General features: G+C 71.1%; 24 protein-coding genes. 14 read left to right on the forward strand and 10 right to left on the reverse strand.

The window, feature by feature from the left end; genetic code table 11:
* Positions 1-25: 25 nt before the first annotated feature.
* Positions 26-1,180, reverse strand: a complete 1,155-nt coding sequence (gene dusB, locus AFM16_RS13120) for a tRNA dihydrouridine synthase DusB (RefSeq protein ID WP_078633418.1) — start codon at positions 1,178-1,180, stop codon at positions 26-28.
* Between the two features lie 106 nt (positions 1,181-1,286).
* On the opposite strand from dusB, the gene AFM16_RS13125 reads away from it, so the two are divergent.
* Positions 1,287-2,735 carry an MFS transporter gene (locus AFM16_RS13125; RefSeq protein WP_078636928.1) on the forward strand — a complete coding sequence of 483 codons (1,449 nt, stop codon included), beginning with the start codon at positions 1,287-1,289 and terminating at the stop codon, positions 2,733-2,735.
* On the opposite strand, the gene AFM16_RS13130 is transcribed toward AFM16_RS13125, so the two are convergent.
* The gene (locus AFM16_RS13130; RefSeq protein WP_078633419.1) at positions 2,725-2,973 is read right to left on the reverse strand and encodes a hypothetical protein; all 249 of its coding nucleotides are present in this window, start codon (positions 2,971-2,973) and stop codon (positions 2,725-2,727) included. The genes AFM16_RS13125 and AFM16_RS13130 overlap by 11 nt on opposite strands.
* A 292-nt stretch (positions 2,974-3,265) precedes the next feature.
* On the opposite strand from AFM16_RS13130, the gene AFM16_RS13135 reads away from it, so the two are divergent.
* From AFM16_RS13135 to AFM16_RS13165, 7 genes are all read left to right on the forward strand, one after another.
* On the forward strand, positions 3,266-3,883 hold the full coding sequence (locus AFM16_RS13135; protein ID WP_078633420.1) for an RNA polymerase sigma factor: 618 nt from the start codon (positions 3,266-3,268) through the stop codon (positions 3,881-3,883).
* Positions 3,880-4,446: a hypothetical protein gene (locus AFM16_RS13140; protein WP_078633421.1), complete on the forward strand. Its 567-nt coding sequence runs from the start codon at positions 3,880-3,882 to the stop codon at positions 4,444-4,446. Before AFM16_RS13135 ends, AFM16_RS13140 begins: the two co-directional genes overlap by 4 nt.
* A gap of 253 nt (positions 4,447-4,699) precedes the next feature.
* Entirely contained in the window at positions 4,700-5,761 is a 1,062-nt protein-coding gene (locus AFM16_RS13145) for an IS630 family transposase (protein WP_209313206.1), read from the forward strand.
* Between the two features lie 76 nt (positions 5,762-5,837).
* Positions 5,838-6,050: a hypothetical protein gene (locus AFM16_RS13150; protein WP_078633422.1), complete on the forward strand. Its 213-nt coding sequence runs from the start codon at positions 5,838-5,840 to the stop codon at positions 6,048-6,050.
* Positions 6,034-6,552 carry a DUF6879 family protein gene (locus AFM16_RS13155; protein WP_037874386.1) on the forward strand — a complete coding sequence of 173 codons (519 nt, stop codon included), beginning with the start codon at positions 6,034-6,036 and terminating at the stop codon, positions 6,550-6,552. The genes AFM16_RS13150 and AFM16_RS13155 overlap by 17 nt, the downstream gene beginning before the upstream one ends.
* Entirely contained in the window at positions 6,549-7,388 is an 840-nt protein-coding gene (locus AFM16_RS13160) for a helix-turn-helix domain-containing protein (RefSeq protein WP_030779112.1), read from the forward strand. The genes AFM16_RS13155 and AFM16_RS13160 overlap by 4 nt, the downstream gene beginning before the upstream one ends.
* A gap of 80 nt (positions 7,389-7,468) precedes the next feature.
* Entirely contained in the window at positions 7,469-7,819 is a 351-nt protein-coding gene (locus AFM16_RS13165; protein ID WP_107419075.1) for a hypothetical protein, read from the forward strand.
* A 607-nt stretch (positions 7,820-8,426) separates the two neighbouring features.
* On the opposite strand, the gene AFM16_RS39345 is transcribed toward AFM16_RS13165, so the two are convergent.
* Positions 8,427-8,597, reverse strand: coding sequence for a hypothetical protein (locus tag AFM16_RS39345; RefSeq protein WP_167797185.1), 171 nt, complete (start codon positions 8,595-8,597; stop codon positions 8,427-8,429).
* Positions 8,598-8,740: 143 nt separating this feature from the next.
* Here AFM16_RS39345 and AFM16_RS13175 point away from each other — a divergent pair, with 143 nt between their 5' ends.
* On the forward strand, positions 8,741-9,442 hold the full coding sequence (locus tag AFM16_RS13175) for a Crp/Fnr family transcriptional regulator (RefSeq protein ID WP_030779117.1): 702 nt from the start codon (positions 8,741-8,743) through the stop codon (positions 9,440-9,442).
* A gap of 130 nt (positions 9,443-9,572) precedes the next feature.
* Complete coding sequence (locus AFM16_RS13180; protein ID WP_030779120.1) at positions 9,573-9,791, forward strand: hypothetical protein; 219 nt, start codon at positions 9,573-9,575, stop codon at positions 9,789-9,791.
* Here AFM16_RS13180 and AFM16_RS13185 read toward each other — a convergent pair.
* The 3 genes from AFM16_RS13185 to AFM16_RS13195 form a co-directional block, all read right to left on the reverse strand.
* Positions 9,788-10,381, reverse strand: coding sequence for a TetR/AcrR family transcriptional regulator (locus AFM16_RS13185; RefSeq protein WP_078633425.1), 594 nt, complete (start codon positions 10,379-10,381; stop codon positions 9,788-9,790). The genes AFM16_RS13180 and AFM16_RS13185 overlap by 4 nt on opposite strands.
* A 25-nt stretch (positions 10,382-10,406) precedes the next feature.
* The gene (locus AFM16_RS13190) at positions 10,407-11,411 is read right to left on the reverse strand and encodes an aldo/keto reductase (protein WP_078633426.1); all 1,005 of its coding nucleotides are present in this window, start codon (positions 11,409-11,411) and stop codon (positions 10,407-10,409) included.
* A 186-nt stretch (positions 11,412-11,597) separates the two neighbouring features.
* Entirely contained in the window at positions 11,598-12,980 is a 1,383-nt protein-coding gene (locus AFM16_RS13195; RefSeq protein WP_030779136.1) for a glycine--tRNA ligase, read from the reverse strand.
* A 160-nt stretch (positions 12,981-13,140) separates the two neighbouring features.
* On the opposite strand from AFM16_RS13195, the gene AFM16_RS13200 reads away from it, so the two are divergent.
* Genes AFM16_RS13200 through AFM16_RS13215 form a run of 4 tightly spaced genes read left to right on the forward strand, consistent with a single transcriptional unit; the run spans position 13,141 to position 16,302 of the window.
* Positions 13,141-14,130 carry a zinc ABC transporter substrate-binding protein gene (locus AFM16_RS13200; RefSeq protein ID WP_030779138.1) on the forward strand — a complete coding sequence of 330 codons (990 nt, stop codon included), beginning with the start codon at positions 13,141-13,143 and terminating at the stop codon, positions 14,128-14,130.
* Positions 14,131-14,147: 17 nt separating this feature from the next.
* The gene (locus tag AFM16_RS13205; protein ID WP_078636929.1) at positions 14,148-14,924 is read left to right on the forward strand and encodes a metal ABC transporter ATP-binding protein; all 777 of its coding nucleotides are present in this window, start codon (positions 14,148-14,150) and stop codon (positions 14,922-14,924) included.
* Complete coding sequence (locus tag AFM16_RS13210) at positions 14,924-15,826, forward strand: metal ABC transporter permease (RefSeq protein ID WP_030779142.1); 903 nt, start codon at positions 14,924-14,926, stop codon at positions 15,824-15,826. The genes AFM16_RS13205 and AFM16_RS13210 overlap by 1 nt, the downstream gene beginning before the upstream one ends.
* Before the next feature lie 59 nt (positions 15,827-15,885).
* On the forward strand, positions 15,886-16,302 hold the full coding sequence (locus AFM16_RS13215; RefSeq protein WP_078633427.1) for a Fur family transcriptional regulator: 417 nt from the start codon (positions 15,886-15,888) through the stop codon (positions 16,300-16,302).
* Here AFM16_RS13215 and AFM16_RS13220 read toward each other — a convergent pair.
* The 4 genes from AFM16_RS13220 to AFM16_RS13235 are packed head-to-tail and all read right to left on the reverse strand — an operon-like array spanning position 16,299 to position 24,312.
* Positions 16,299-19,781 (reverse strand): caspase, EACC1-associated type, encoded by a 3,483-nt coding sequence (locus tag AFM16_RS13220; protein WP_078633428.1) that lies wholly within the window; start codon positions 19,779-19,781, stop codon positions 16,299-16,301. The genes AFM16_RS13215 and AFM16_RS13220 overlap by 4 nt on opposite strands.
* A gap of 3 nt (positions 19,782-19,784) precedes the next feature.
* The gene (locus AFM16_RS13225; RefSeq protein WP_078633429.1) at positions 19,785-20,777 is read right to left on the reverse strand and encodes an AAA family ATPase; all 993 of its coding nucleotides are present in this window, start codon (positions 20,775-20,777) and stop codon (positions 19,785-19,787) included.
* Positions 20,777-23,134, reverse strand: a complete 2,358-nt coding sequence (locus AFM16_RS13230; protein ID WP_078633430.1) for a VMAP-C domain-containing protein — start codon at positions 23,132-23,134, stop codon at positions 20,777-20,779. The genes AFM16_RS13225 and AFM16_RS13230 overlap by 1 nt, the downstream gene beginning before the upstream one ends.
* A complete protein-coding gene (locus tag AFM16_RS13235; RefSeq protein ID WP_143648353.1) occupies positions 23,122-24,312 on the reverse strand; it encodes a lipase family protein in 1,191 nt (396 codons plus the stop codon). The genes AFM16_RS13230 and AFM16_RS13235 overlap by 13 nt, the downstream gene beginning before the upstream one ends.
* Positions 24,313-24,396 lie beyond the last annotated feature (84 nt).

Here is a 24,396-nt window from a genome sequence, read left to right on the forward strand (position 1 = left end):
GAACCGCCCACCGCCACGCGGCGGTTCAGCCGCCGGACGTGTCCAGTTCCGCGTCCTCGCCGACGCCCGCGCAGTCGTAGGGGTCCTTCAGCCAGCCGTCCGGCAGCACCACCCGGTTGTTGCCGGACGTCCGGCCGCGGGGCCCGTCCGCGCCCGTGGGCCACGCCTGGTCGAGGTCCAACTCGTCGAGCCCGGACCGGAGTTCCTCCAGGGATGAGGTGATGGCGAGCCGCTTGCGCATCTCCGACCCGACCGCGAAGCCCTTGAGGTACCAGGCGACGTGCTTACGGAAGTCGACGACACCCTTGGACTCGTCGCCGATCCACTCCCCGAGGAGACGGGCGTGGCGCACCATGACGTCGGCGACCTCCCGCAGCGAGGGCCGCGCGATGTCCTCGGGGCGGCCTTCGAAGGCCGCGACCAGGTCGGCGAAGAGCCACGGCCGCCCGAGGCAGCCGCGTCCGACCACCACGCCGTCGCACCCGGTCTCGCGCACCATCCGCAGCGCGTCCTCGGCGGACCAGATGTCGCCGTTGCCGAGCACGGGGATCTCGGGGACGTGCTCCTTGAGCCGGGCGATGGCGTCCCAGTCGGCGGTGCCGCCGTAGTGCTGGGCGGCGGTGCGTCCGTGCAGCGCGATCGCGGTGACGCCCTCCTCGACGGCGATCCGGCCCGCGTCGAGGTAGGTGATGTGGTCGTCGTCGATGCCCTTGCGCATCTTCATGGTCACCGGAAGGTCCCCGGCGCCGCTCACGGCCTCCCGCAGGATCGCGCGGAGCAGGTGGCGCTTGTAGGGGAGCGCGGAGCCGCCGCCCTTGCGGGTGACCTTGGGGACGGGGCAGCCGAAGTTCAGGTCGATGTGATCGGCGAGGTCCTCCTCCGCGATCATGCGGACGGCCTTGCCGACGGTCGCGGGGTCGACGCCGTAGAGCTGGATCGAGCGCGGGCGCTCGGTGGCGTCGAAGTGGATGAGCTGCATGGTCTTGTCGTTGCGCTCGACCAGCGCCCGGGTCGTGATCATCTCGCTCACGAAGAGGCCCTTGCCGCCGCTGAACTCCCGGCACAGGGTGCGGAAGGGGGCGTTGGTGATACCGGCCATGGGGGCCAGTACGACGGGCGGCTGGACGCTGTGCGGGCCGACCCGGAGGGTCCGGGTGCTCGTGGGCGCGGTCGTGGGCATTGCCCCATTGTCGCGCATCGGGCGACGGGCAATGAGGGGCGCCCGACATGATCATGTAACAACCATTAGTTAGACGCACTATTGAACCCGGCGTACGATGAACCGCATGCCCGAGCTCAGCCCCCGCCGCCGGATGCTGGTCCTCGCGATCTGCTGTATGAGCCTGCTGATCGTGAGCCTCGACAACACCGTCCTCAATGTCGCCCTCCCCTCCATGGAGCGCGATCTGCACGCCACGACGGCCGGGCTCCAGTGGACGATCGACGCCTACACCCTCGTCCTGGCCACGCTGCTGATGCTGGCCGGGTCCACCGCCGACCGGATCGGGCGCCGGAAGGTCTTCATGGCGGGCCTGGTGGTGTTCGCGGCCGGCTCCCTGCTGTGCTCGCTGGCGCCGAACCTGGAGCTGCTGATCGCGGCGCGGATGGTGCAGGCGGTCGGCGGCTCCATGCTGAACCCGGTCGCCATGTCGATCATCACCAACACCTTCACCGACCCGCGCGAACGCGCCCGCGCGATCGGGGTGTGGGGCGCGGTCGTCGGCATCTCGATGGCCGCGGGCCCGCTGGTGGGCGGGCTGCTGGTGGAGTCGGTGGGCTGGCGCTCGATCTTCTGGCTCAACCTCCCGGTCGGCCTCGCCGCGCTGCTGCTCACCCTCCGCTTCGTCCCCGAGTCCCGCGCGCCCCGGCCGCGCCGCCCCGACCCGGTCGGACAGCTCCTGGTCATCGCGCTCTTCGGCTCCCTGACGTACGCGATCATCGAGGCGCCGGAGGACGGCGTCTCGACCAGCGGGCCCTTCGCGGCGGTCGCCCTGGCCGCGCTGATCGGACTCCTGCGGTACGAGCCACGCCGCGCCGAACCCCTCATCGACCTGCGCTTCTTCCGCTCGGCGCCGTTCAGCGGGGCGACGGTGGTCGCGGTCAGCGCGTTCGCCGGGCTGGGCGGCTTCCTCTTCCTGTCCACGCTGTACCTCCAGAACGTACGGGGACTGGACGCCCTGCACGCCGGCCTGTGGATGCTGCCCATGGCGGTGCCGACCTTCCTGTGCGCGCCGCTGTCCGGACGCCTGGTCGGCACCCGTGGGCCACGGCTGCCCCTCGCGATCGCGGGGTCCGCGATGACGGCGAGCGCGCTGCTCTTCGCCGCCTTCGACGCGGAGACCTCGAACGTCACGCTGTTCCTCGGCTATGTGCTGTTCGGCATCGGCTTCGGTTTCGTGAACGCGCCGATCACCAACACGGCGGTCTCCGGGATGCCCCGCAGCCAGGCGGGCGTGGCGGCGGCGGTCGCCTCCACCAGCCGGCAGCTCGGCCAGACCCTGGGCGTCGCGGTGGTCGGCGCGGTCCTGGCGGCGGGCGTGACGACGTCGGCGTACCGCGAGACCTTCGTCTCCGCCGCCGTCCCCGGCTGGTGGATCCTCACCGCCTGCGGCGCCCTGGTCCTCACCGTCGGCGTCCTGACGACGGGCCCCTGGGGCCGCCGCACCGCGGAACGCACGGCGTCCCGACTGGCCGCGGAGACGGACGTACGGGAGCCGGCGGGCGTCACCGGCTGAACGACCGCGCCTGTCCCCGTACCTGTACCGGTGCCTGCCGGGTGTCGGTGAAGTCGAAGAGGGCCAGCGCCGCGACGCCGATGCCGAGCAGGGCCACCACGGCACCCCCGCCCGCCGAGACCGAGGCCAGCGCGGACGCCCCCAGCACGGCCGCCGTCAGCCCCGAGACCAGACCCAGGACCAGCGAGACCAGAACACAGAACACGAAGGCGACGAGCCTCTTCTGATTGGCGCTCACCGAGCTTCCTTCCACTGAAGAAGGCGACCGGCGAGCGTACGACAGCCCCGACCGGCCACCCGCGCAGGCAGATGACATGTCCCCCGTCCCGCCCCCGCGTCAACCGACGCGTGCGCCGAGGAAATCGGCCGAGTCCGTCTGACACCAGACTCGTTGTCGAACGTAGCATGCCCACCGCTCCCGCGAAACATTTCAAATCCCCTCCCCTGCAAGTGACTTGAGCGCGTGCTCTGTAACGCTTGAGCCGTCCGGGCCCAAGAAGAGGTGAAGCCCGAGGAGAGGGGAGACGCCTGTGGAGGGTGCGGAACGGATACGCGGCGGGCCCGCCGCGGCGGTGCGTGATCCGCGGCTGTTCGAGGAGTTCTACCGGCGCCATGTGGACGCGGTGACCCGGTTCGTGGCGCGGCGGGTCGACGATCCGCACACCGCCGCCGACCTGACGGCGGAGATCTTCCTCGCCGTCCTCGACTCCGCCCACACCTACCGGCCCCGGCTCGGCAGCGAGACCGCCTGGCTGTACGGCATCGCGCGCAACGTCGTGTCGACGGAGCGCCGCCGGGCCGCCCGGGAGGCCGAACGGAACCGGCGCTTCTCCGGGCGGCGGCTGCTGGAGCCCGACGACATCGTCCGGCTGGAGGACAAGCTCGACGCGGAGAGCCCGGGACGGCGCGCCCTGGCCGCGCTCGCCCGGCTGCCTGAGGGCGAACGCGCCGTCATGGAACTGATCGCCGTGGACCAGCTCACCGTCACGGAGGCGGCCGCCGCGCTCGGCATCCGCCAGGTCACGGCGCGGGTCCGGCTGCACCGGGCGCGCAAGGCGCTGCGCGCGGACGCGGACCGCACGGAGGCACAGCACACGGACGGGACGCGGGACGCGTCGCCGCTGTACGTCATGAGGGGAGAGGCATGAACACGCGGACCACGTTCGAGGACCGGCTGCTGGACGAGCTGAAGAAGGAGATCGGCCTGCGGGACGGCGCGGCGCCGGACACAGGGGCGCGACGGCTGATCACACCCCGGCGGATCGCCGTCGCCCTGGCCGCCTGTGTCGTGGCGGGGCTCGCGGTGGTGGCCGCGCCGGGCTCGCCGGCCGGGTCGACGGCGTACGCGGTGGAACGCCACCGCGACGGCAGTGTCACGCTCACTCTCAAGAAGGCGGAGATGGACGCCGTGGCCCTGAGCGATCTGAAGCGGCAATTGCGCGCGGACGGCATCAGCGTGTCCTGGGGCAGGCAGGTGCCCGTGAGCCGTTGCATTCCCGTCGACCTCGAAGACCTCACCACCACGACGGACGACAGAGACCACTCGGACAAGGACGGATTCGTCCCGTCCGTCCGCCCCTTGAAGGAGCTTCTCCTGCACCCGGGCGACACGGTGGTCTTCGACGACCGGGGCCGGCCGGTGAAGCCCGCCGACGGGGAGGCCGTGCGGTTCGTCCCTGTCTGCATCAGCGATCTGCTGTCGCAGCCCTAGTTGAACAGCGCGTACAACCGCTCCAGCCTTTCCCGGTACTTGTCCGCGCCGCACACCGCGATGCGCGACCTTGAGACCAGCGCAGAGTCCAGCGGCGCGGAGGGCCCGCCCGAACAGATGCAGCCCCTTGCCCGGCAAGCCCTGGACGACTACGAGCAACACGCGCGTCGAAGATCGTTTATTCCAAGACACGAATAGTCGTGTTCCGTCATATTGATCCGAAACGGTTTGGGTTCTGGGTCGTTGGAGGGGTGTGAGCGATCTGGTGGGGGACGCGCGGCATCTGTCGCCGTCGGCGCAGGAGGCCCTGCGGCTGCGGGCGGTGGCCGCGTTGGTGGCGGGGCGGGACCGTGAGGACGTGGCGGCGGTGTTCGGGGTGTCGCTGAAGGCCGTCGACATCTGGTGGGCGAAGTGGCTGGCCGGCGGTCGGGAGGCTCTGGTGATGCGGCCGCGTGGTAAGCCGGTCGGGGTGCACCAGGTGCTCGGGGAGGCCGAGCAGGCCGCTGTGCGGCAGGCGGTCCTCGATCACCGGCCCTGTGACGTGGGGCTGAGTGGGCAGTTGTGGACGCGGCGGCTGATCGGTGACCTGATCGCGAAGCTGTACCGGGTACGGCTGACCGAACCGGGGGTGGGCAAGTACCTGAAGCGGTGGGGTCTTTCCTTCCAGCGCCCGGACAAGAGGGCCGTCGAGCAGGACCCCGAGGCCGTCCGGCGCTGGCACGCCGAGACCTGGCCCAAGATCCGGGCGAGGGCGAAGGAGGACGGTGGGGAGATTCTCTTCGCCGACCAGGTCGGCATCCGCTCCGACCAGGTCACAGGCCGCACCTGGGGAGAGAAGGGCAAGACCCCCGTCGTGCGACGGGCCGGGAACCGGTTCTCGGTGAACGCGATGTCGGCGATCAGCACCAAGGGCCGGATGCACTTCATGGTCTTCACCGAGAGTTTCACCGCCGAGGTGATGTGCCGCTTCCTGGACCGGCTCGCCGGCCACTTCGACCACAAGGTCCATCTCGTGGTCGACGGGCACTCCGCCCACCGCTCGAAGAAGGTCCGCGACTGGCTCGCAGCCCACCCCGACGACGTCGAGCTGCACTTCCTGCCCCCGTACTCGCCCGAGCTCAACCCCGACGAACTCGTCAACGCCGACCTCAAGCACAGCCTGCCCAAGCAGCACCGAGCCCGGAACCAGGCCGAACTCGCCGCCGAGACCCGCCGCTTCTTCCGCAGACGCCAGCGCCAGCCGCACATCGTCCGCGGCTACTTCGGCGGCCCACACGTCCGCTACGTCCTGGACGAGAACCCCATGAGTTTCTGATCAATAGACACGTCCCCTCGGTCTGCCTAGCGTCGTCCCCAAGGGTCGGGAAGCGCCCGGTCGGAAGGGGCCCACGATGGCAGGCCGAGAACGCCTTACCCGTCTCACAGGAACGGTCAACGGACCGAACTGTGATGACGACGACTGCCCCAACGTGTACGCCACGGAGCACGGCACGTTCGTGGTTCAGGGAGACGCCTACGGGGGCTTCACGGTGCCGGACGGCGAAGGACTCGTAGAGATTCCTGAGCACATTCTCAGGGAGGCTGTGCGTGCTCTCGGATGGTGAGTGGCGGAAGGTGTTCGACGCATTCCAATACGATGCATGGCGCTTTGAGGCCCAACCGACCTACACCATGCCGCGCGAGAGTGAGAACGTGGCTCGCTTTCTGCGAGGCGAAGACAAACCCGCTGACCACAACACAAAGTGGCACACGCGCGTCAGGGAGTATCGCGAAGCAGGCAAGAAGATCGGGCGGGTACGCGTCGTGCGGCAACCACTCACGGACTACCAGCGGTACCAATTCGCATGGGGAATCCCTGGCAACATCGCGGCGGGCGAAGACATTCGAATCCTCGATGTCACGCACGAAGACTACGGCCTTCCCGTTTCCGGACAAGATTGGTGGATGTTCGACGAGTCCACCGTTGTCCATCTGAACTTTCGGCCGGACGGAACTCAGATCGGCCGTGAAATCCACGAGGGCGACGTGGAAAAGTTCCGCTCCTGGAAACGCACGGCTCTCGCCGCAGCAATACCGTTCAGCGAGTACACGAAAGAGCGCGGGTGACACTTGAGCCAGAACAGTTGGGCCGGTCGAAGGCCGACCTAGCTGAAACTCTGCGCGACTTGCGAAAGCGAGCCGGTCTCACTGGGGACCGGCTCGCCAAGCGTTGCGCCATGAGTCAGTCGAAAATCAGCAAGATCGAGACGGGAAAAACGACGGCTTCGCTCATAGACGTCGAACGCATATTGCGAGCCGTGGAGGCACCTCCGGAACTTGTCAGCGAGGTGATGGCACTGGCCAGGATGGCCAACACCGAGTGGCAGGACAAGCGTTCCTCTTGGCGCAGGGGCCTTGAGAAACGGCAAGCGGAGCTGGCTGCACTGGAATCCGAGTCAACGGAAATGCGCTACTTCTTGCCGTCCATGCTGACTGGACTTTTGGCTACTCCTGAGTATGTGAGGGCCAGTCTCACCCATGCTCCAGGGGACACTTCCAAAACCGTCGCCCGTAAGTTGGAACGCCAATCTGTCTTGTACGACACGTCAAAGCGGTTCACCTTCTTGCTCACTGAACAGGCAATCAGGTGGGCCATCGTTCCCCCCTCGGCGATGGCAGTGCAGATTGATCGGCTCACATCTCTTTCCCGGCTGCCGAACATCAGGATCGGCATAGTTCCGGACGGTACGAATATTCCGCGTGGACCGTTGAACACCTTCACTGTCTACGACGATCGCCTGGCGACCGCCGAGACCTTCACAGGAAGAATCGTTTTTCAGGACGGCCGCGACGTAGCACAGTACCGGGAAGTCTTCGACATGTACGCGGGTTTCGCAATCTATGGCGACGAAGCCCGAGAGTATCTTGCCGCACGTGTGCAGTCTCTCTTGCGTGATCTTTAGGCGACAACGGGAATTATTCTCGGGCCGCTTCAAACCCTCCTCTACCTTGAGTGCAACACGGAGAGGGTGGAGGGAAAGACGTGGGCAAGCGGAATGTGGTTCGTGTATTGCCGTGGAAGACGACGGACGGCAAGGAATGCTTGCTCCGGAGTGACGATTCCGGAGGCGTGCTCAGCCGTCTGGCGGATGACATGGAAGCCACGCAACTCGACATCGGGGAGAAGGTGCTTCTCCATGCGCATGAACTCCTGAGTAATCCCCGCGCCACGGAACTCGAAATGCGGTATCTCGCACGGCAGTTGACGGAGTGTCTGGGCGACGCCTTGCGGGTCGCTGGGAGCCGTGGTGCCCGTCTGGGAGTCGGCGGCACAGAGGATGACGAGGACGACGCTGAGGAAGGGCCGGAGCTGGTCGCTGAGGCGTTCGAATGACCACGGCGCCTGAGCACCCTCGTATCGCTGCCCGTCGAGTGGCAAGGCTCCGTAAGCCCCTGCAAGGGGAGGCCCCGTTTCACCCGAAGCCCCGCGCGGGTCGGACAGGCGGGGTACCGCGTTGGTCGCTCTGGAACTTCGGTGACCTCTGCGGGACTTGTTCCGGGCACCGTGCCATCTGGTGCGACGGGTGCTGTGGGTTCGCCGGATGCGACCTGTGCGGCTTCACGTTCAAGCGCCCCTGCCCGTCGTGCGTAGGGGGCGACGCGGAGCCAGTCTGCTGGTGAGACTCCAGCCCGTTGGACGACGGCGAGAGTAGGACCCGGGATGGGGGCGGCTCGTGCCGGCAGGCCGCGGTGCTACTGCCGGGGACCGCCATCTCCTGTGCCGCGACGGATGGGGTGAACCAAGCCCCGAGTGAGGGGAGTTGAGGGAAAGCACGTCGGCCGGGGTGCCCGAGACTCCCGCACAGGAAGGAGTCCGGCGGGCGGCCCCCGCCTACTCTCGTGGACGTGGGGGCGAGCCGGTCCCCGCGATGGGGGAACCTGCGGCCGCCCGTCCGTCCGGTCACGGACCCCGGGGGAGGACGGGCGGCCCGGGACTACGGTCACCAGCCCGAGGTGTCCCCCAAGTCCCCGGTGTCGTCGGGCTCGTAGCCGTTCTCACCGGAGACGTACTCGGACACCGAGGTGTAACCGGTGCCGTCGGCCGCCTCGATGACGTCGTCCTCGGTCAACCGGCCGTCGTCCCAGGTCTGTTCGTGCTCGTCGCTCGTCATCCGCTCCTCCTGGGTCCTGTCGTCGCCGACATCCTGGCGGCCGGGCGGCCCGGACGGGGGGCGAGTCGAGGAGAAAGCCGGAAAACCGGCACGCGTGGTCATGGACGTGCACAATGACGTGCCCTGGGGAAAGGGGGCGGCCCATGAGGCCGATCAGGCGGACGGACGCGCCTGCCTGGGCCGCCGGGAGTCTGCTGGACACCCTGGACGCGGTGGACCGGGACGCGCTGCTGCGGCTTGGCACCCGGCGCCGGTACGCCGACCAGGACGTGCTGATGACGGCCGGGGCGGTCGGCGACGCGGTGTACATGCTGCTCGACGGGCTGGTGCTGATCGTCGGGGAGACGGAGGACGGCGAGGGCTCGGCGCTGGCGATCCGCGCGGCGGGCGAGGTGGTCGGGGAACTGGCGGTGCTGGACGGCAGTCCGCGCTCGGCGACCGTGCGGGCCGCGGGCCCGGTGGTCGCGCTGCGGATCGCCCCGGCGTCGTTCATCGCGTTCCTGCACTCGCATCCGGCGGCCCAGTTGCAGGTGCTGCGCAGTGTGGCGCGCAAGCTGCGGTCGGCGACCCAGCGGCGGATAGAGACCAGCGGCTGCGACGCGCGCCGCCGGCTCGCCCGGGTGCTGTACGAACTCGCGGCGGAGTACGGCAGACGGCGGCCCGACGGTTCGCTGCTCCTCGAACTGTCGCTGAGCCAGCGCGCGCTCGGCAGTCTGGCCGGAGTGTCGGTGTCGACGACGGAACGGGCACTGGCCGCCCTGCGCGCGGAGGGCCTACTCGCCACGGGCTACCGGCAGTTGGTGGTGCTGGACCCGGGCCGGCTGACGGATCTGTGCGGATACTGAACCGGGCCCCCGCGATCCCACGACCCGGCCCCGCCGCCCCGCCCTGTTAACTCCTCCCGCCGAACCCCCCGTTGATCTTCGCCTTGCTGCACACTCCTTGCTGTTCTCCGCAGTCGACGCGGGAGGCGTCATGCTTCAGATCACGACGAGCAAGGTGAGCCGCTGGGACCAGCACGGACGCGAACACGTGGTCCGGGTACGGCGGGCAGGGGTGCAGCGCACGATCAGGTGCGACACCTGCGGCTGGCGCAGAGGAGCGCAGTTCCTGCCCTGGCTGAAGGCGGCCGAGCACCTGGCCGAGGCCCACCAGGCGACGGTCGACCCCACGGAGGGCAAAACCACCCCCTAGATCCTGCGCAGCCCCTGGAGCAGCAGGTCCGTCACCGCCGTGAAGTCGTCGTCCGCGCCCGGCAGTTCCCACTCCCGGAAGTAGCCGGGGTCGTGGAAGCGGCCGGTGGCCTGGAAGACGGCGCGGGCGGCGGCGGCCGGGTCGGGGGCGGCGAAGGAGCCGTCGGCCACGCCGGCCGCGACGATCGCCGTGAGCTGGCCGGTCAGATCGGCGATGTGCTCGCCGACCGCCGTGCCGCTCTCGCCGGTCAGCACCATGTAGGTGGCGAACAGTTCGGGGTCGTCGCCCGCCTTGCGCCGCTTGGCCTCGAACAGCGCGGCGAGCCAGTCCCGCAGCCGGGCCTCGGGGGCGCGGCCGGAGTCGGCGGCGATCCCGGCGAGCGCCTCGGACGTACGGTCCAGCCAGCGCTTGGTCACCGCCTCCCGCAGCGCCGCCTTCGTCCGGAAGTGGCGGTACACGCTGCCGTGGCTGACGCCGAGCGCGCGGGCCACGTCCACCACGGTGGCCTTGGCGGGGCCGTGCCGGCGCAGTACCTCCTCGGTGGCTTCGAGGATGCGCTCGGCGGTCAGGGTCTCGCTGGTCGGTGCCATGAGGGAGACCGTACCCGGCGGGCGGTCAGGGTTCGAGGTGGGCCATCTGGGCGGCCGGGTAGCGGTCGCCGGCGGCCGCGGTGGGGGGCACGGCCCGCTCGATCGCGGCGAGGTCGGCCGCGTCCAGGGTGACGTCCAGCGCGCCGAGGGACTCCGCGAGCCGCTCCCGGGTGCGGGCGCCGACCAGCGGCACGATGTCCCGGCCCTGGGCGAGCACCCAGGCGATGGCGATCTGCGCGACGGAGACGCCCTTGTGCTCGGCGATCTTCCGCAGCTCCTCGACGAGGCCCAGGTTGTGCCGGAGGTTCTCGCCCTGGAAGCGGGGTGCGTGAGCCCGGAAGTCGGTCGCGGGGAGCTGCCGGTCGGCGGAGAAGTGGCCGGAGATCAGACCGCGGGAGAGGACGCCGTACGCGGTGATCGCGATGCCCAGTTCACGGGTGGTGGGCAGGACGGCCCGCTCGATGCCGCGGGAGATCAGCGAGTACTCGATCTGGAGGTCGGTGATCGGGGCCGTGGCGGCGGCGCGGCGGATGGTGTCGGCGCCGACCTCGCTGAGGCCGATGTGGCGGACGTACCCCTGCTCGACCAGTTCGGCGACGGCGCCGACGGTCTCCTCGATCGGGACGGCCGGGTCGAGCCGGGCGAGGCGGTAGACGTCGATGTGGTCGACGCCGAGGCGCTGGAGGGAGTAGGCGGCGAAGTTCTTGACGGCGGCGGGGCGGCCGTCGTAGCCGGTCCAGTTGCCGGCGGGGTCACGCAGGGCGCCGAACTTCACACTGACCAGGGCCTGTTCGCGGCGGGCCGGGGGCGCGGTGCGCAGGGCTTCGCCGATCAGCAGCTCGTTGCTGCCCATGCCGTAGAAGTCGCCGGTGTCGAGCAGGGTCACGCCGGCTTCGAGCGCGGCGTGGACGGTGGCGATGGACTCGGAGGGGTCCGCGTCGCCGTAGAGCGCGGTCATGCCCATGCAGCCGAGACCGAGGGCGGAGACCTGGGGGCCGGTGGTGCCGAGGGAACGGGTGTGCATCGTCATGCCTCCACCATGACATGACGACTGACAGATTTCAATATCTGTCAGTCCATATCTGTCAGTCCATACTTGTCAGCACCCGGTCGCCGGGCAGCGAAAAGCCCACCCGCGGGCCGGCAGAACCGGCCCGCGGGTGGGCTTCGTACAACAGGGTCCGAGGGCAGCTAAGGCCACAGGGTCCGAGGGCGGCTAGGCGCCGACCAGGCGGGCGGCCAGGTAGCCCTCGATCTGGTCGAGGGACACGCGCTCCTGCTTCATCGAGTCGCGCTCGCGCACGGTCACCGCGTTGTCGTCGAGCGTGTCGAAGTCGACGGTGACGCAGTACGGCGTACCGATCTCGTCCTGACGGCGGTAGCGGCGGCCGATGGCGCCGGCGTCGTCGAACTCGATGTTCCAGTGCTGGCGCAGCGCCGCGGCGAGACCCTTGGCCTTCGGGGACAGGTCCGCGTTGCGCGACAGCGGCAGGACCGCGACCTTCACCGGGGCGAGGCGGTGGTCGAGGCGCAGCACCGTGCGCTTCTCCATCTTGCCCTTGGCGTTGGGGGCCTCGTCCTCGACGTAGGCGTCGAGGAGGAAGGCGAGCATGGCGCGGCCGACACCGGCGGCGGGCTCGATGACGTAGGGGGTCCAGCGCTCCTGGGCGTCCTGGTCGTAGAAGACGAGGTCCTGGCCGGAGGCCTTGGAGTGCGCGCCGAGGTCGTAGTCGGTGCGGTTCGCGACGCCCTCCAGCTCACCCCACTCGTTGCCGCCGAACTGGAAGCGGTACTCGATGTCGGCGGTGCGCTTGGAGTAGTGGGAGAGCTTCTCCTGCGGGTGCTCGTACCACCGCATGTTCTCCTCGCGCATGCCGAGACCGGTGTACCAGTTCCAGCGCTGCTCCATCCAGTACTCCTGCCACTTCTCGTCCTCGCCCGGCTTGACGAAGAACTCCATCTCCATCTGCTCGAACTCGCGGGTGCGGAAGATGAAGTTGCCGGGCGTGATCTCGTTGCGGAAGGACTTGCCCATCTGGGCGATGCCGAACGGCGGCTTCTTGCGCGCGGCGACCTGCACGTTGGCGAAGTTGGTGAAGATGCCCTGGGCGGTCTCGGGGCGCAGGTAGGCGATGGAGCCGGTGTCCTGGGTCGGGCCGAGGTGGGTGGAGAGCAGACCCGAGAACTGCTTGGGCTCGGTGAACTGGCCCTTGTTGCCGCAGTTGGGGCAGTTGATGTCCGCGAGGCCGTTCTCCGGGGCGCGGTGGTGCTTGGCCTCGTACGCCTCCTCCAGGTGGTCCGCGCGGAACCGCTTGTGGCAGGAGGTGCACTCGGTCAGCGGGTCCGAGAAGGTGGCGACATGGCCGGAGGCGACCCAGACCTCGGGGGCCAGGATGACGGACGAGTCGAGACCGACCACGTCCTCGCGCGACGTCACCATGTAGCGCCACCACTGGCGCTTCAGGTTCTCCTTGAGCTCGACACCCAGCGGTCCGTAGTCCCAGGCGGCCTTCTGGCCGCCGTAGATCTCACTACAGGGGAATACGAAGCCACGGCGCTTGCTCAGGCTGACGATGGTGTCGATCTTGTCGGCGGCCACGGTGCTCTCTTCATAACGACGACGGGCGACGAAGCGAGATGCTTCCAGCGAATGCCCCAGGGTACCGGCGGGTGCTCCCCCTCGACCAACTCGGCACCCCTTGAAGTGGTCATGAAGAGCTTGTTGACAACGGTTTCCATATTTGTTGAAAATGACTGTCATGAACGTACGACGACAGCACATATCCGGGATCGCCGTGGCGGCGGTCACCGCCCTCGGCCTGGGCACCCTCAGCGCCTGCTCGGGCGCGAACGCGGCCGGCAACACCGAGAAGTTCGACGTCGTCGCGTCGTTCTACCCGATGGCCTTCCTCGCCGAGCAGATCGGCGGCGCCCATGTGAACGTCACCAGCCTGACCGAGCCCGGCCAGGAGCCGCACGACCTGGAGATCAGCGCGAAGCAGACCGCTCAGCTCCAGGAGTCCGACGCGGTGCTCTACCTCAAGAACCTCCAGCCCTCCGTGGACGACGCGGTGGCCCAGTCCGAGATCAAGACCAAGATCGACGCCGCCACCCTCACCACCCTGGAGAAGCACGGCGACGAGGTCGGCGGCCACGCGGCCGAGCACGACGACGACCACGCGGACGAGGCCGAGGGCCACGACGACCACGAGCACGAGGAGGCGGGCGGCCTCGACCCCCACATCTGGCTGGACCCGGTGCGCTACGCCGAGGTCGCCGAGGGCGTCGGCAAGGCGTTCCAGAAGGCCGACCCGGACCACGCGGCCGACTACGCGAAGAACACCGCGGCCCTGGTGAAGAAGCTCGACGACCTCAACACCGAGTTCGAGACCGGGCTGAAGAACACCAAGACGAAGGTCTTCCTCACCACCCACGCCGCCTTCGGCTACCTCGCCGAACGCTACGGCCTGACCGAGGAGGCCATCAACGGCCTCGACCCCGAGTCGGAGCCCAGCGCCGCGCGCGTCAAGGAACTTGAGAAGATGGCGAAGGCCGACGGCGTCACGACCGTGTTCTACGAGACGCTCGTCAGCGACAAGACCGCGAAGACCCTCGCCGCCGACGCCGGACTCACCACGGACGTCCTCGACCCGATCGAGGGCATCACCGACGCCTCCCGCGGCAAGGACTACTTCTCGGTCCAGCAGGCGAACCTCAAGGCACTCCAGACGGCCCTGGGAACCAAATGATCTTCACGGAGGGCGTCATGGACGCGAAAGCCGAGGCCGTCATAGCCCTGCGCGGAGTCCGCGCCGACCTGGGCTCGCGCCCCGTCCTGCGGGGCATCGACCTCACCGTGCACCGCGGTGAGGTCGTCGCCCTGCTCGGCGCGAACGGCTCGGGCAAGTCGACGGCCGTCCGCAGCGTCATCGGCCAGGTGGCGATCGGCGCGGGCGAGATCGAACTCTTCGGCACCGACCGCCGCCGGTTCCGGGACTGGGCGCGGGTCGGCTACGTCCCCCAGCGCACCACCGCCGCCGGCGGAGTCCCGGCGACGGTCACCGAGGTCGTCGCCTCCGGCCGCCTCTCCCGCACCCGCTTCGGTGTCTTCCGCAAGGCCGACCGGGAGGCCGTCGCCCACGCCCTGGAACTGGTCGGGATGGCCGACCGCGCCAAGGACAACGTCGACGCCCTCTCCGGCGGCCAGCACCAGCGGGTGCTGATCGCCCGCGCCCTCGCCGCCGAACCCGAGCTGCTGATCATGGACGAGCCGATGGCCGGCGTCGACCTGGCCAGCCAGGAGGTCCTGGCGCACACCCTGCGCGAGCAGGTCGCCGCCGGTACGACGGTCCTCCTCGTCCTGCACGAACTGGGCCCCCTGGAGCCCCTCATCGACCGGGCGGTCGTCCTGCGCGACGGCTGTGTGCTGCACGACGGCCCGCCCACCCCGGCCGTCGGCCAGCACGCCCTGCCCGGCCACGACCACGTACACCCGCACGCACCCGCGGGCGCCGAACCGATCCGCACGGGACTGCTGAGCTGATGGACATCCTCGACTACGCCTTCATGCAGCGGGCGCTGCTCGCCGCCGTCCTGGTCGGCATCACCGCCCCCGCCGTCGGCATCTACCTCGTCCAGCGCCGCCAGGCCCTGATGGGCGACGGCATCGGCCATGTCGCCATGACCGGCGTCGGCCTCGGCTTCCTGCTCTCCGCGTCCCCGGTCTGGATGGCCACCGCCGTCTCCGTCCTCGGCGCGGTCACCATGGAACTCATCCGCTGGTACGGCAGAACCCGCGGCGACATCGCCCTCGCCATGCTCTTCTACGGCGGCATGGCCGGCGGCGTCATGTTCATCAACCTCGCCCCCGGCGGCTCCAACGCCAACCTCACCTCGTACCTCTTCGGCTCCCTCTCGACGGTGTCCGAGTCCGACGTGACGGCGATCTGCCTGCTCGCGGCCTTCGTGGTCCTGGTCACCGTCGGCCTGCGCCGCCAGCTCTTCGCCGTCAGCCAGGACGAGGAGTTCGCCCGGGTCACCGGCCTGCCGGTGCGCGCCCTCAACCTGCTGACCGCGATCACCGCCGCGGTGACCGTCACCGTCGCCATGCGCGTCGTCGGCCTGCTGCTGGTGTCCGCCCTGATGGTCGTCCCCGTCGCCGCCGCCCAGCAGCTCAGCCGCAGCTTCGCCGCGACCTTCGCCCTCGCCGTGGCGATCGGCGTCACGGTGACCATCGGCGGCACCGTGACCTCCTACTATCAGGACGTGCCGCCCGGCGCGACGATCGTCCTCCTCACCATCGCCGCCTTCATCGCGCTGAGCGTGCTGGCCGCCCCGCTCGCCCGGCGCCGCGCCCGCGCACTGGCCGCGGCCCAGCCCGCCGGGGACCCCGCGGAGTGCGCGATTCCCGCCACCCGCGGGACCTCCGACGAGGTCGGCGTCTGACCGCGCACTGCCCGGGCTGGCACAATGGCCCGGCAAGCCGCAGACGTGAGGAGGCAACGGTGACGACCGCTGGACCGCCCGTGAAGGGCCGCGCCACCCGGCAGCGCGCCGCCGTGGCGGCGGCCCTGGACGAGGTCGACGAGTTCCGCAGCGCGCAGGACCTGCACGACATGCTCAAGCACAAGGGCGACTCGGTCGGGCTCACCACGGTCTACCGCACCCTCCAGTCCCTCGCCGACGCCGGCGAGGTCGACGTCCTGCGCACCTCCGACGGCGAGTCCGTCTACCGCCGCTGCTCCACCGGCGACCACCACCATCACCTCGTCTGCCGTGCCTGCGGCAAGGCGGTCGAGGTCGAGGGGCCCGCGGTCGAAACGTGGGCGGAGGCGATCGCGGCGGAGCACGGGTATGTGAATGTGGCGCATACGGTGGAGATCTTCGGGACGTGTGCGGATTGTGCGACGGGGGCGTCTTAGCGGGCGCGGTTTCGGGCGAGGGCAACGGTCCGGTCCACCTGCCGATTGCTCGCGAGGATGGGCTGAGGAAGCGGCCCGAGCCGACGGCGCGCTTCTTGGTACAGCAGTTCCGTGTCGATGGTGTCCGGCCCCTCGTCCAGACCGTTGGCCAGCACATCGACGAGCGCACCGGTGAACGCCGTGTACCTGTCCCCCGGCGCGGCGATCGCGGTCCGGTCGGACGCTGCGAGCACCGTGACCTCGTCGGAGTCCGGCCGGATGTTGAAGACGCCGGGAAGAGAAGTGGACCCGGCCGCGCCGCTGTAGCAGCAGTCGAGAATGACGATCTTGTGGCGGGCCGCACTGTGGTTCAGCTCGCGCCGGATGGCGTCGAACGGCAGGGCTGTGTAAGGCGAGTTCGGCCGGGTGTCGCGTACGGCGAGACTCAGCTCGCCCGAGACCGAGTCGTACAGGCTGTGCCCGGCGAAGTACACGAGCAGTGTGTCCTCGGCCGCCTGCGCGGCGCGGTGCACCGCGACCAGGAGCGCGTCCCTGCTCGACGGGTTCGCCATCACGGTGGTGCGCCCCGAGGAGAAGGCCCCGCTCTCCGGGTCCGTCAGCAGGTACATCAGGTCACGGAGCCCCCTGTCGACCGCCGGCAGGTCGGGCAGCTCGGCGTAGGCGGAGGCTCCGACCAGGACCGCGTTCGAGCGGGACGGGTCGGGAAGGCGCGGTGAGTGGTCGCCGTCCTCAAGCCAGGCCCAGGCCCGGTAGTCCGTGAAGTCCACCCGGACACGGCGGAAGCGGCCGCGCAGGGCGTGGACGTCCTCGTAGAGGGGATCCGACACGAGGAGCCCGTACGCGGACCGCGTCTCCCGCAGGTGGGCCGAATCGGCGAGGCGTGACGCGCGGATCACGACATCGCCTATGACGCCGAACTGCCGCACCTCCACGACGCCCCGGTCCATCGCGACCCGCAAGCGCATGGAGCGTCCCCGCAGCCCCTGGGCGAGGCCGTCGATGAAGCCGGGGACGGCTCTGGACTCGTCCACTCCCTGGGGCAGCAGGACGAGCGCCCCGTCCCCCCGGTCCTGGCGGAGACACGCGTCGCGGGACACACCCGCCGCCCGCACCGCGTGGTCGAGGACCTCCCACAGGGCTTCCCGCGACACGTGTTGCCCCACGACGTCGACGACGACGCACACCCGGGCGGCCACACTCGCGGGCTGGGGGCCGTTCTGGAAACGCAGGCCAACGACGGGCCCCCCGACCGTCGGCTCCGCGTCGGTGACGACGCATTCCTCCAGACGTACGGGTCCGTCCGAGAGCACGCTGTCGTCCACGGCCACGAAGAACCCGACGGCCGCCGCCGACGTGCCGAGGGACCGCGCGAAGTGCATGACGCCCGTCCAGTCGAAGGGCAGTCTGGTCCGTCGGATCTCCACGATGCAGTGGCCGCCGCCGAAGTCCCAGATCAGGTCATGGCGTACGCGCAGACTCTCCCGTTGGAGCCGGAGCCCTCGCGCGCCCAGGAAGGCCGTCAGGTCCTCGGCGATCTCCGCCTCCGCCATTTCCGCAGCGCCGGACTTCGTGTGCATGTACAGCAGCAGGTGCAGCAGCAGCAGGTCCGCGTGGTGCAGCCCGATGCGCGACCGGTCGAACGCGAGCCGGACCTCCGTGTCGCACCCCGGCAGCATCGCCTCGACGTACTGGGCGCGCAGCCGGTCCCACAGGTCACCGAACAGGGCGGGCTCGAAGCGGGTGACCAGATCCACGAGCGTCGTGACGAAACCCCAGTCCGGCAGGACCGTACCGTCCAGATACCCGGCGAGCCGCAGGGGCGGCAGATCGCTCTCGTCGGCCCAGCCGGGCGAATGCCAGGACAGCGCGTCGTACATCAGCCGCAGCGACTCGGCGAGTCTGTCGCCCGACAGCCGCCGCACCTCGGTGACGGCGTCCCCCGCCACCCCCAACCGCGCCTGCAACGCCGGCCCCAGATGAGCGAACGGCGTCGCCGCCCCCTCTCCGCTCAGCGGCCACGCCGCGAAGTCCGAGGAGCGGCCGAGGAGGGACTCGATGCGCTCCCCCACCAGGCGGCTGCACGCGAGGAGTTCGGCGGTGGGGACGGCGTCGAGGAGGAGGTCCTTCGCCTCGGCCGTGAAGTCGAAGAGGCGGTGGCGGCCGGTGAACCGCGCGTCCCCCGACGGCGGCAGGGGCTGCACCAGTCCCCCGAGGACGACCTCGGCCAGCGGGGCGGTGCCCTGGCGCGGGTCGAGGCAGGCGTGGACGAGCTGCATCACGGGCACGGTGACCGGGGCCATCGCCGCCAGGTGCGCGGCCAGGCGTACCGCCTCGGGCGAGGCGGCGCGGCCGAAGTCCCGGACGGAGACCCGGCCCGGCTCCTCGACGGGCGGCCGTGACGGCTGCGGTGTCCACAGCCGCACCGGTACGGGACGCCCGACGACGGTGGTGACGGCGGCCCAGGCCGCGAAGTCGCCGGGGGTGAGGTCCAGGACGGGCACCGGGACCGGCGGGGGCGGGGCGACGCTCGGCGGGAGCACGGGGTCCCGTACCGTCCAGGCGCTGTTGGGCGCGCCCGGCCGGGGGGAGGTGACCTGCCAGGTGTCGGCCCGTACCCCGGAGCCCGCCCACAGGCGGCGGGGCAGGGTGTGGACGATGGCGGTGGGTCCGCAGCGGGCCCAGCGTTCGAGCACGGGGCGCAGCCGTCCCTCGCGCCAGGCGGCCGCGGCGCCGTCGGTCACGACGAGCACCATGGTCCGTCCGGAGACGTCGGCGACGGAGTCGGCGGGGCGGGTCTCCGGGCTGAGGCTCCACGGCCGCCCCAGCCGGACGCCGCCGCCCGCGTCGCCGTCACCGCCGTACCGGATCTGGTAGGTGTCCACCTGGCGGAAGGCGCCGCTGCGTTCCAGGAGTGCCTTCAGCTCCGCGCACTGGCGTTCCCAGAGGAGCATGGACACGCCGTCGTCGATGATCAGGGCCAGCCGCAGCCAGCGTTCGGGCCGTCCGCGCAGGACGACCTGCGGGGTGCGGGTGTCGGCCTGGAGGTCGGCGGTGGCGACCTCGTCGAGTTCGCTGTGCCGTCGGCTCGGCACCCGCCGTTTGAGGGGGCGCAGGGCCCGGCCGAGGGGCAGGGTCGGGCCGAGGGCGCGGGCGCCGGGCGTCCACAGGGCCTCCCCGGGCGCCTCGGTCGCGAAGGGTCCGGAGACCACGGGGAGGTGCGACGGCGTCCGCCGCGCGGCGGGTCCCGTCGTCTCCGCCGGTGGCTCGGTGCGGGCGTGGGTGCCGGTCTCCGCCCGGGTGTCGGACGGGGTGGGGCCGGTGGAGGGGGCGGGCGGGTCCGCGGCGCGGGGTGCGTGGCCGGCCAGTGGTGCCTTCGGGCCGGACGGGATCCGGTCGGCGAGCCAGAGGACGTCGAGGAGGTCCTCGGGCTCCATGGGCTGCCCGGCGTCCCCGAGGATCCTGCACAGCTCCTCGAACACGCCTCAGCCGTCCGCGTTGAGCCGGTGCAGTACGGTCTTCAGCAGCCCTTCGGCGTCCAGCCGGGCCCCTCCGGTGCGCAGGAACACCGCGTTGAGGAGCTGGTCGGTGGCGAGTTCCCCGAGGGCCCGCTGGGCCAGGAACGCCTGCACCAGGTCACCGGCCCCGGCGAGGGCGTCCGCTCCGAGATGGCCCGCGATGATCTCGCGCAGACGGGTCTCGTCCGGGTCGCCGAGGTGCAGGGGAAGGCAGCGGCGCCGGAACGCCGGCGGGAAGTCCCGTTCGCCGTTGCTGGTGATGACGACGACGGGGAACTCGGTGCAGCGGACCATCCCCCGGGTGACCGGCGCCGTGCCGTGGGGGTCGGCGGTGAGGACGTCGACCCGCGCCTGTTCCTCGGGCAGCCTGGACAGTTCGGGGATCTCGAAGGTGCCTTCCTCGAAGATCGTGAGGAGGTCGTTCGGGAGGTCGAGGTCGCCCTTGTCCAGCTCGTCGACGAGCAGGACCCGGGGGCGCTCCGTGGCAGCGAACGCCGTGCCCACGGGCCCCAGTCGGAGGAAGGAGCCGATGCCGGGGCGGGTCTCGCCCGGTTCACGGTCGAGATTGCTCTCCTGGAGCCTGCCGATGGCGTCGTAGCGGTACAGCGCCTCCTGGAGCGTCGACCGGCTGTTGACGGGCCAGTGCAGGACGGGGCCCAGGTTCAGTTCATGGGCGACGGCGGTCGCCAGCGAGGACTTGCCGGTGCCGGGATGGCCGGTGACGAGCAGGGGCCTGCGCAGATGGACGGCCGCGTTGACGACGTCCGTCTCCTCGCGCCCGATCACGTACGGCGAGGTGCCGCGCGTTCCCTCCGAGGGTTCGGCGAAGCGCCGCCAGGGCGGGGCGGGCGGCAGGGCGACGTCCCGCCGCCGTCCGTCCCCGCGGAAGAGCCGCCACTCCTCGTCCTCGGCGGTGGAGCCGGTCGCTGTGGGGGCTTCCGTCTCTTGCTGTCGCGTCATCAGGAACTCGCCTCTGCGGGGTCGGGGGGAGCGGAAGGGGAGGATGCAATGGGTGCCGTGGGCTCCGTCGGGCCGGTCAGGGGCAGCACCTCGGGCAGGGGCCGGTCGGCGGCCTCGAACAGCACGGCGGGGCACATCGTGTGGGCGGCGGGGTTCTCGCAGGCGCGGGCGCGGTAGGACTGCACGCGCGCGGGGAGCCCGTCGACCGCCGCCGCCGGCCGTACGGGGTCGAAGTGGGTGTCCGGCACCGGCCCCGGCGACTTCCGGTCCCAGAGCACGACCGGGTAGCCGAGCTTGAGCGCCGTCTGCACCAGCCGGTCCCGGCCGCCGGGTCCGGCCCGTACGACGGCACGGGCGGCGTCGGCCTTGGTCTTCAGGGCGCCGTACGCGGCGTATCCCTCGGTGTGCCGGTCGTCCAGATAGACCACGGTGTCATTGTGCCGAGCCGCCCAGCGGCGCCGCAGTTCCGACCGGCGCCGTTCCTCGACCTCCTCGGAGGCCAGGGGCGCGCAGCGCAGGACGGTCGCCCACTCCACCCCCAGGAGGAGGGGCAGTTCGTCCTCGTCGTCGGCGCCGTTCCAGAAGTCCACCGGGAGGTGGACGGCGTCGGGCTGCAACAGGATCTCCACGACCGGGGGTTCCTCGGTGGCCGCGCGCAGCAGCGTCACGGTGCGTTTGATGCGGCGCACCACGTCCCGTGCGGAGAGCGGGCCCCCGCTCTGTTCGGCGGCCTGCCGGAGGCCGTCCGAGCCCGTGTCGACCCACATCACGCAGGTGAAGCGTTCGCCGCTGTCCCGGTCGCCCCGGGCGGCGGTGCGTTCCGGTGGCGCCACGTCGAGCTGGGCCAGCACCCGGGGGTGTCCGCAGCCCGTGCCGAGCGAGTCGGGCCAGGCCAGCGCCTCGGCACGCCGTTCGGCCAGGCCGCCCGTGTCGACGCCGAGCCGGTCGGCCACCCGGTCGCCCCACTCGTGCAGTTCGCGGCGGGCGCCGGGCAGCAGCGCGGCGAGCAGTTCGGTGAACCGGACGACCGCGGGCACCAGTTGGCGTCCCGGGCGGGCCACGCTCTGGCCGCCGGTGTGGGCCTCGAAGTGCTCGGCGCAGGCCATGAGCTGGTCGAGGGTGGGGCCGGGTTCGCCCTCCGCCGAGGGCGGCAGCCAGGCTCTCGCGAAGGGCTGGGCGGCGCGGACGGCGGCGATCACCCGGGCCATCGGGGGCAGCACCGGAGCACGGCCGAATATCTCGCGCAGCGAGGCGAGTTCGAGCGGGGAGAGCAGGCCGGGGGCGTTGTCGGCGCGGCCCAGCGCGAGCAGCCGGTCGGCGGCCTGCCGGTCACGGGGCCGGACCACCTCCACGGCGGCGGCCATGGCCCGCTCGACGGTGAGCAGGACGTGGGCGATCCGGTCGTCGGAGGGGGTGGCCCCGAGGCCCGCGCGCGGGCAGTGCGCCGTGACGTGCTCGACGCACCGGGTGCGCAGGTCGCCGTCGCCGAACGCCTCGTGCAGGGCGAGCGCGAGCCGGCTGCGGCCGGTCGACGCGGGCAGCGGGGCGGGGCCGGGTGCCGTGAGGCGTTCCCGGGAGCCGTCGAGGGTCCGGACGTCGATGCTGACCGGTGACTGGATGCCGGGCATGCGGGTGCGGACGTCGGTGAGGAGCGCGGCCAGGTCCGGGCGCAGATCGGCGGCGTTCGTCTCCAGCCAGTCCATGACGGCGTGCGAGAAGACACCGCTGCGCAGGGCGGGGTCGTTCTCGGCGACCTGGCCCGGGGCGGCCGCGCACAGGGCGAACTGTCCGACCGTGCGGCGCCGGACCGTGGGAAAGGCGGCGACGGCGGGTCCCGTCGGCTGGTGGAGGTGCTCCAGGAAGGTGGCGCACGCGTCGAAGAGCAGCACCTGCTGTGCGAAGCCGTCCAGGTCGTCGCGCTGGAGGTACTCCATGAGGTTGGCCGTGTCGATGCAGCGCTTGTCCTTCGGGGAGGCGTCGGGGCACAGCAGCAGCCGCCGCTCGTCGTGGCCGAGGACGCCGTGGCTGCCCCAGAAGACGTAGAGGAGGTCGCCGGTGCGTCCTTCGAGGCCGTCGGTGAAGGCGTCCATGACCTCGTCGCGGGTCCACACGGGCCGCCAGACGAGGTCGCCGGACCCGGTCAGCGGTTCCAGACGGCGCCGGCTGTCCTCCTCGGGGGCCAGCAGGAGCTGGATGTTGTCCTCCGGCACCCCGCCCTTGCGCAGCCACTTGTGGAAGCGCAGGGCGTCGTCCACCGCGCCGGGCAGGTCCCAGCCGGAGTGCCGGGGGTAGCGCTCGATGCCGACGACCACGGCGTGGACGCGTGCCGGGTCGTCGACGGTGTTCAGCCCAGCCATGTGCCGACGGCGTCCCAGACCTTGCGGTTGGACCAGTAGGCGCTGTGCGAGAAGGGGAACGGCTGGCGGTTGTCGACCTCGTGGTCGGTGGCGACCTCGGGGAAGACCTGCGCCGCGCGGAAGGAGAGCAGGTCGCGCGGGTCGTAGAGGTTGAGCCAGCGGCGCGGGAAGTGCGCGGGCGGGCGGTGCGGGTGCTGGAGGGAGACCAGCGCGCCGGCCTCGTAGAAGTAGGGCGCCTGCGAGCCCACGGTGATCAACTGGTCGACCCGCTCGGTCTCCTCCTCGATCAGGAGGTCGACGCAGGCGACCCCGCCGAGGCTGTGGGCGATCAGGGTGACGCGGTCGCCGGGGGCGTGTTCGACGGTGCGCCGGATCAGCCGGCGCAGTTCGTGGCCCCGGGCCTGGTAGCGCAGGATGTCGCCGACGGCGGGCAGGAGCAGGTCGTCGGTGTGGGCGCCGCGGCGGCGCCTGGCGTGCCAGGTCAGGGCGCGCAGGGCGGGGGTGGCGGCGGCCTTGGCGACGGCTCCCGCCAGGGTGCGGCCCTGGCTGTGCAGGTCCGCGGCGAGCAGGGTGAGCAGGGCGTCCCGCCGGAGGCCGTCGAGGGCGTCGGCGCCGCGGTCCGCCGCGTCGGTGAGGGTGGCGGCGACGACGGCCCGGGCGAAGGCGTGCCGGTGCTCGTGGCCGCCCTCGTCGGCGGTGGCCGCGGCGTCCCGCAGTTCCGGTGATCCGGCGACGGCCCGTACGGCGCGGTCGAGGGCGTCGTCCAGCCCGTGTTCCGCGAAGGCCGCCCTGACCTGCGGGGGCGGGGTGTACGCGGTGAGCTGTTCCAGGAGCTTCCGGGACGGGCTCTGGCCCCGCCCGTCTCCCGAGGGGGCGGCCGGGCGCAGGCCGAGCAGGCGCAGTTCGTAGCCGGGGTCGCGGTAGAGGACGCCCCAGACGGCCACCTTCTCGTCGTCCTCTTCGCGGCCCCCGCCGGACGCGGTGTAGCCGGGGATGCTGACCCCGCCGAGGGCCAGGTCCGCCCCGGCCTCGCGTCCCCAGAAACAGCCGCGGGTCTCGATCCCGGGCCGTAAGCCCGCCAGGCGGGATCTCACGGTCTCGAGCGTGGTGCCGTAGGACTCCTCCCGCACCCCGGTGCCGTGCACGAAGACCACCGAGCGAACCACTGAGCGCTGCACGTTCCCCCACCCCGACGACGCGTGGGGCCGGGCGTCCTCGCGCGGCCCCGGCCCGATGCTAGTGCGGGCGTCCGGCGTCGGGAG

This window comes from Streptomyces antibioticus, assembly GCF_002019855.1.
GTDB classification, from domain to species: Bacteria; Actinomycetota; Actinomycetes; order Streptomycetales; family Streptomycetaceae; genus Streptomyces; species Streptomyces antibioticus_B.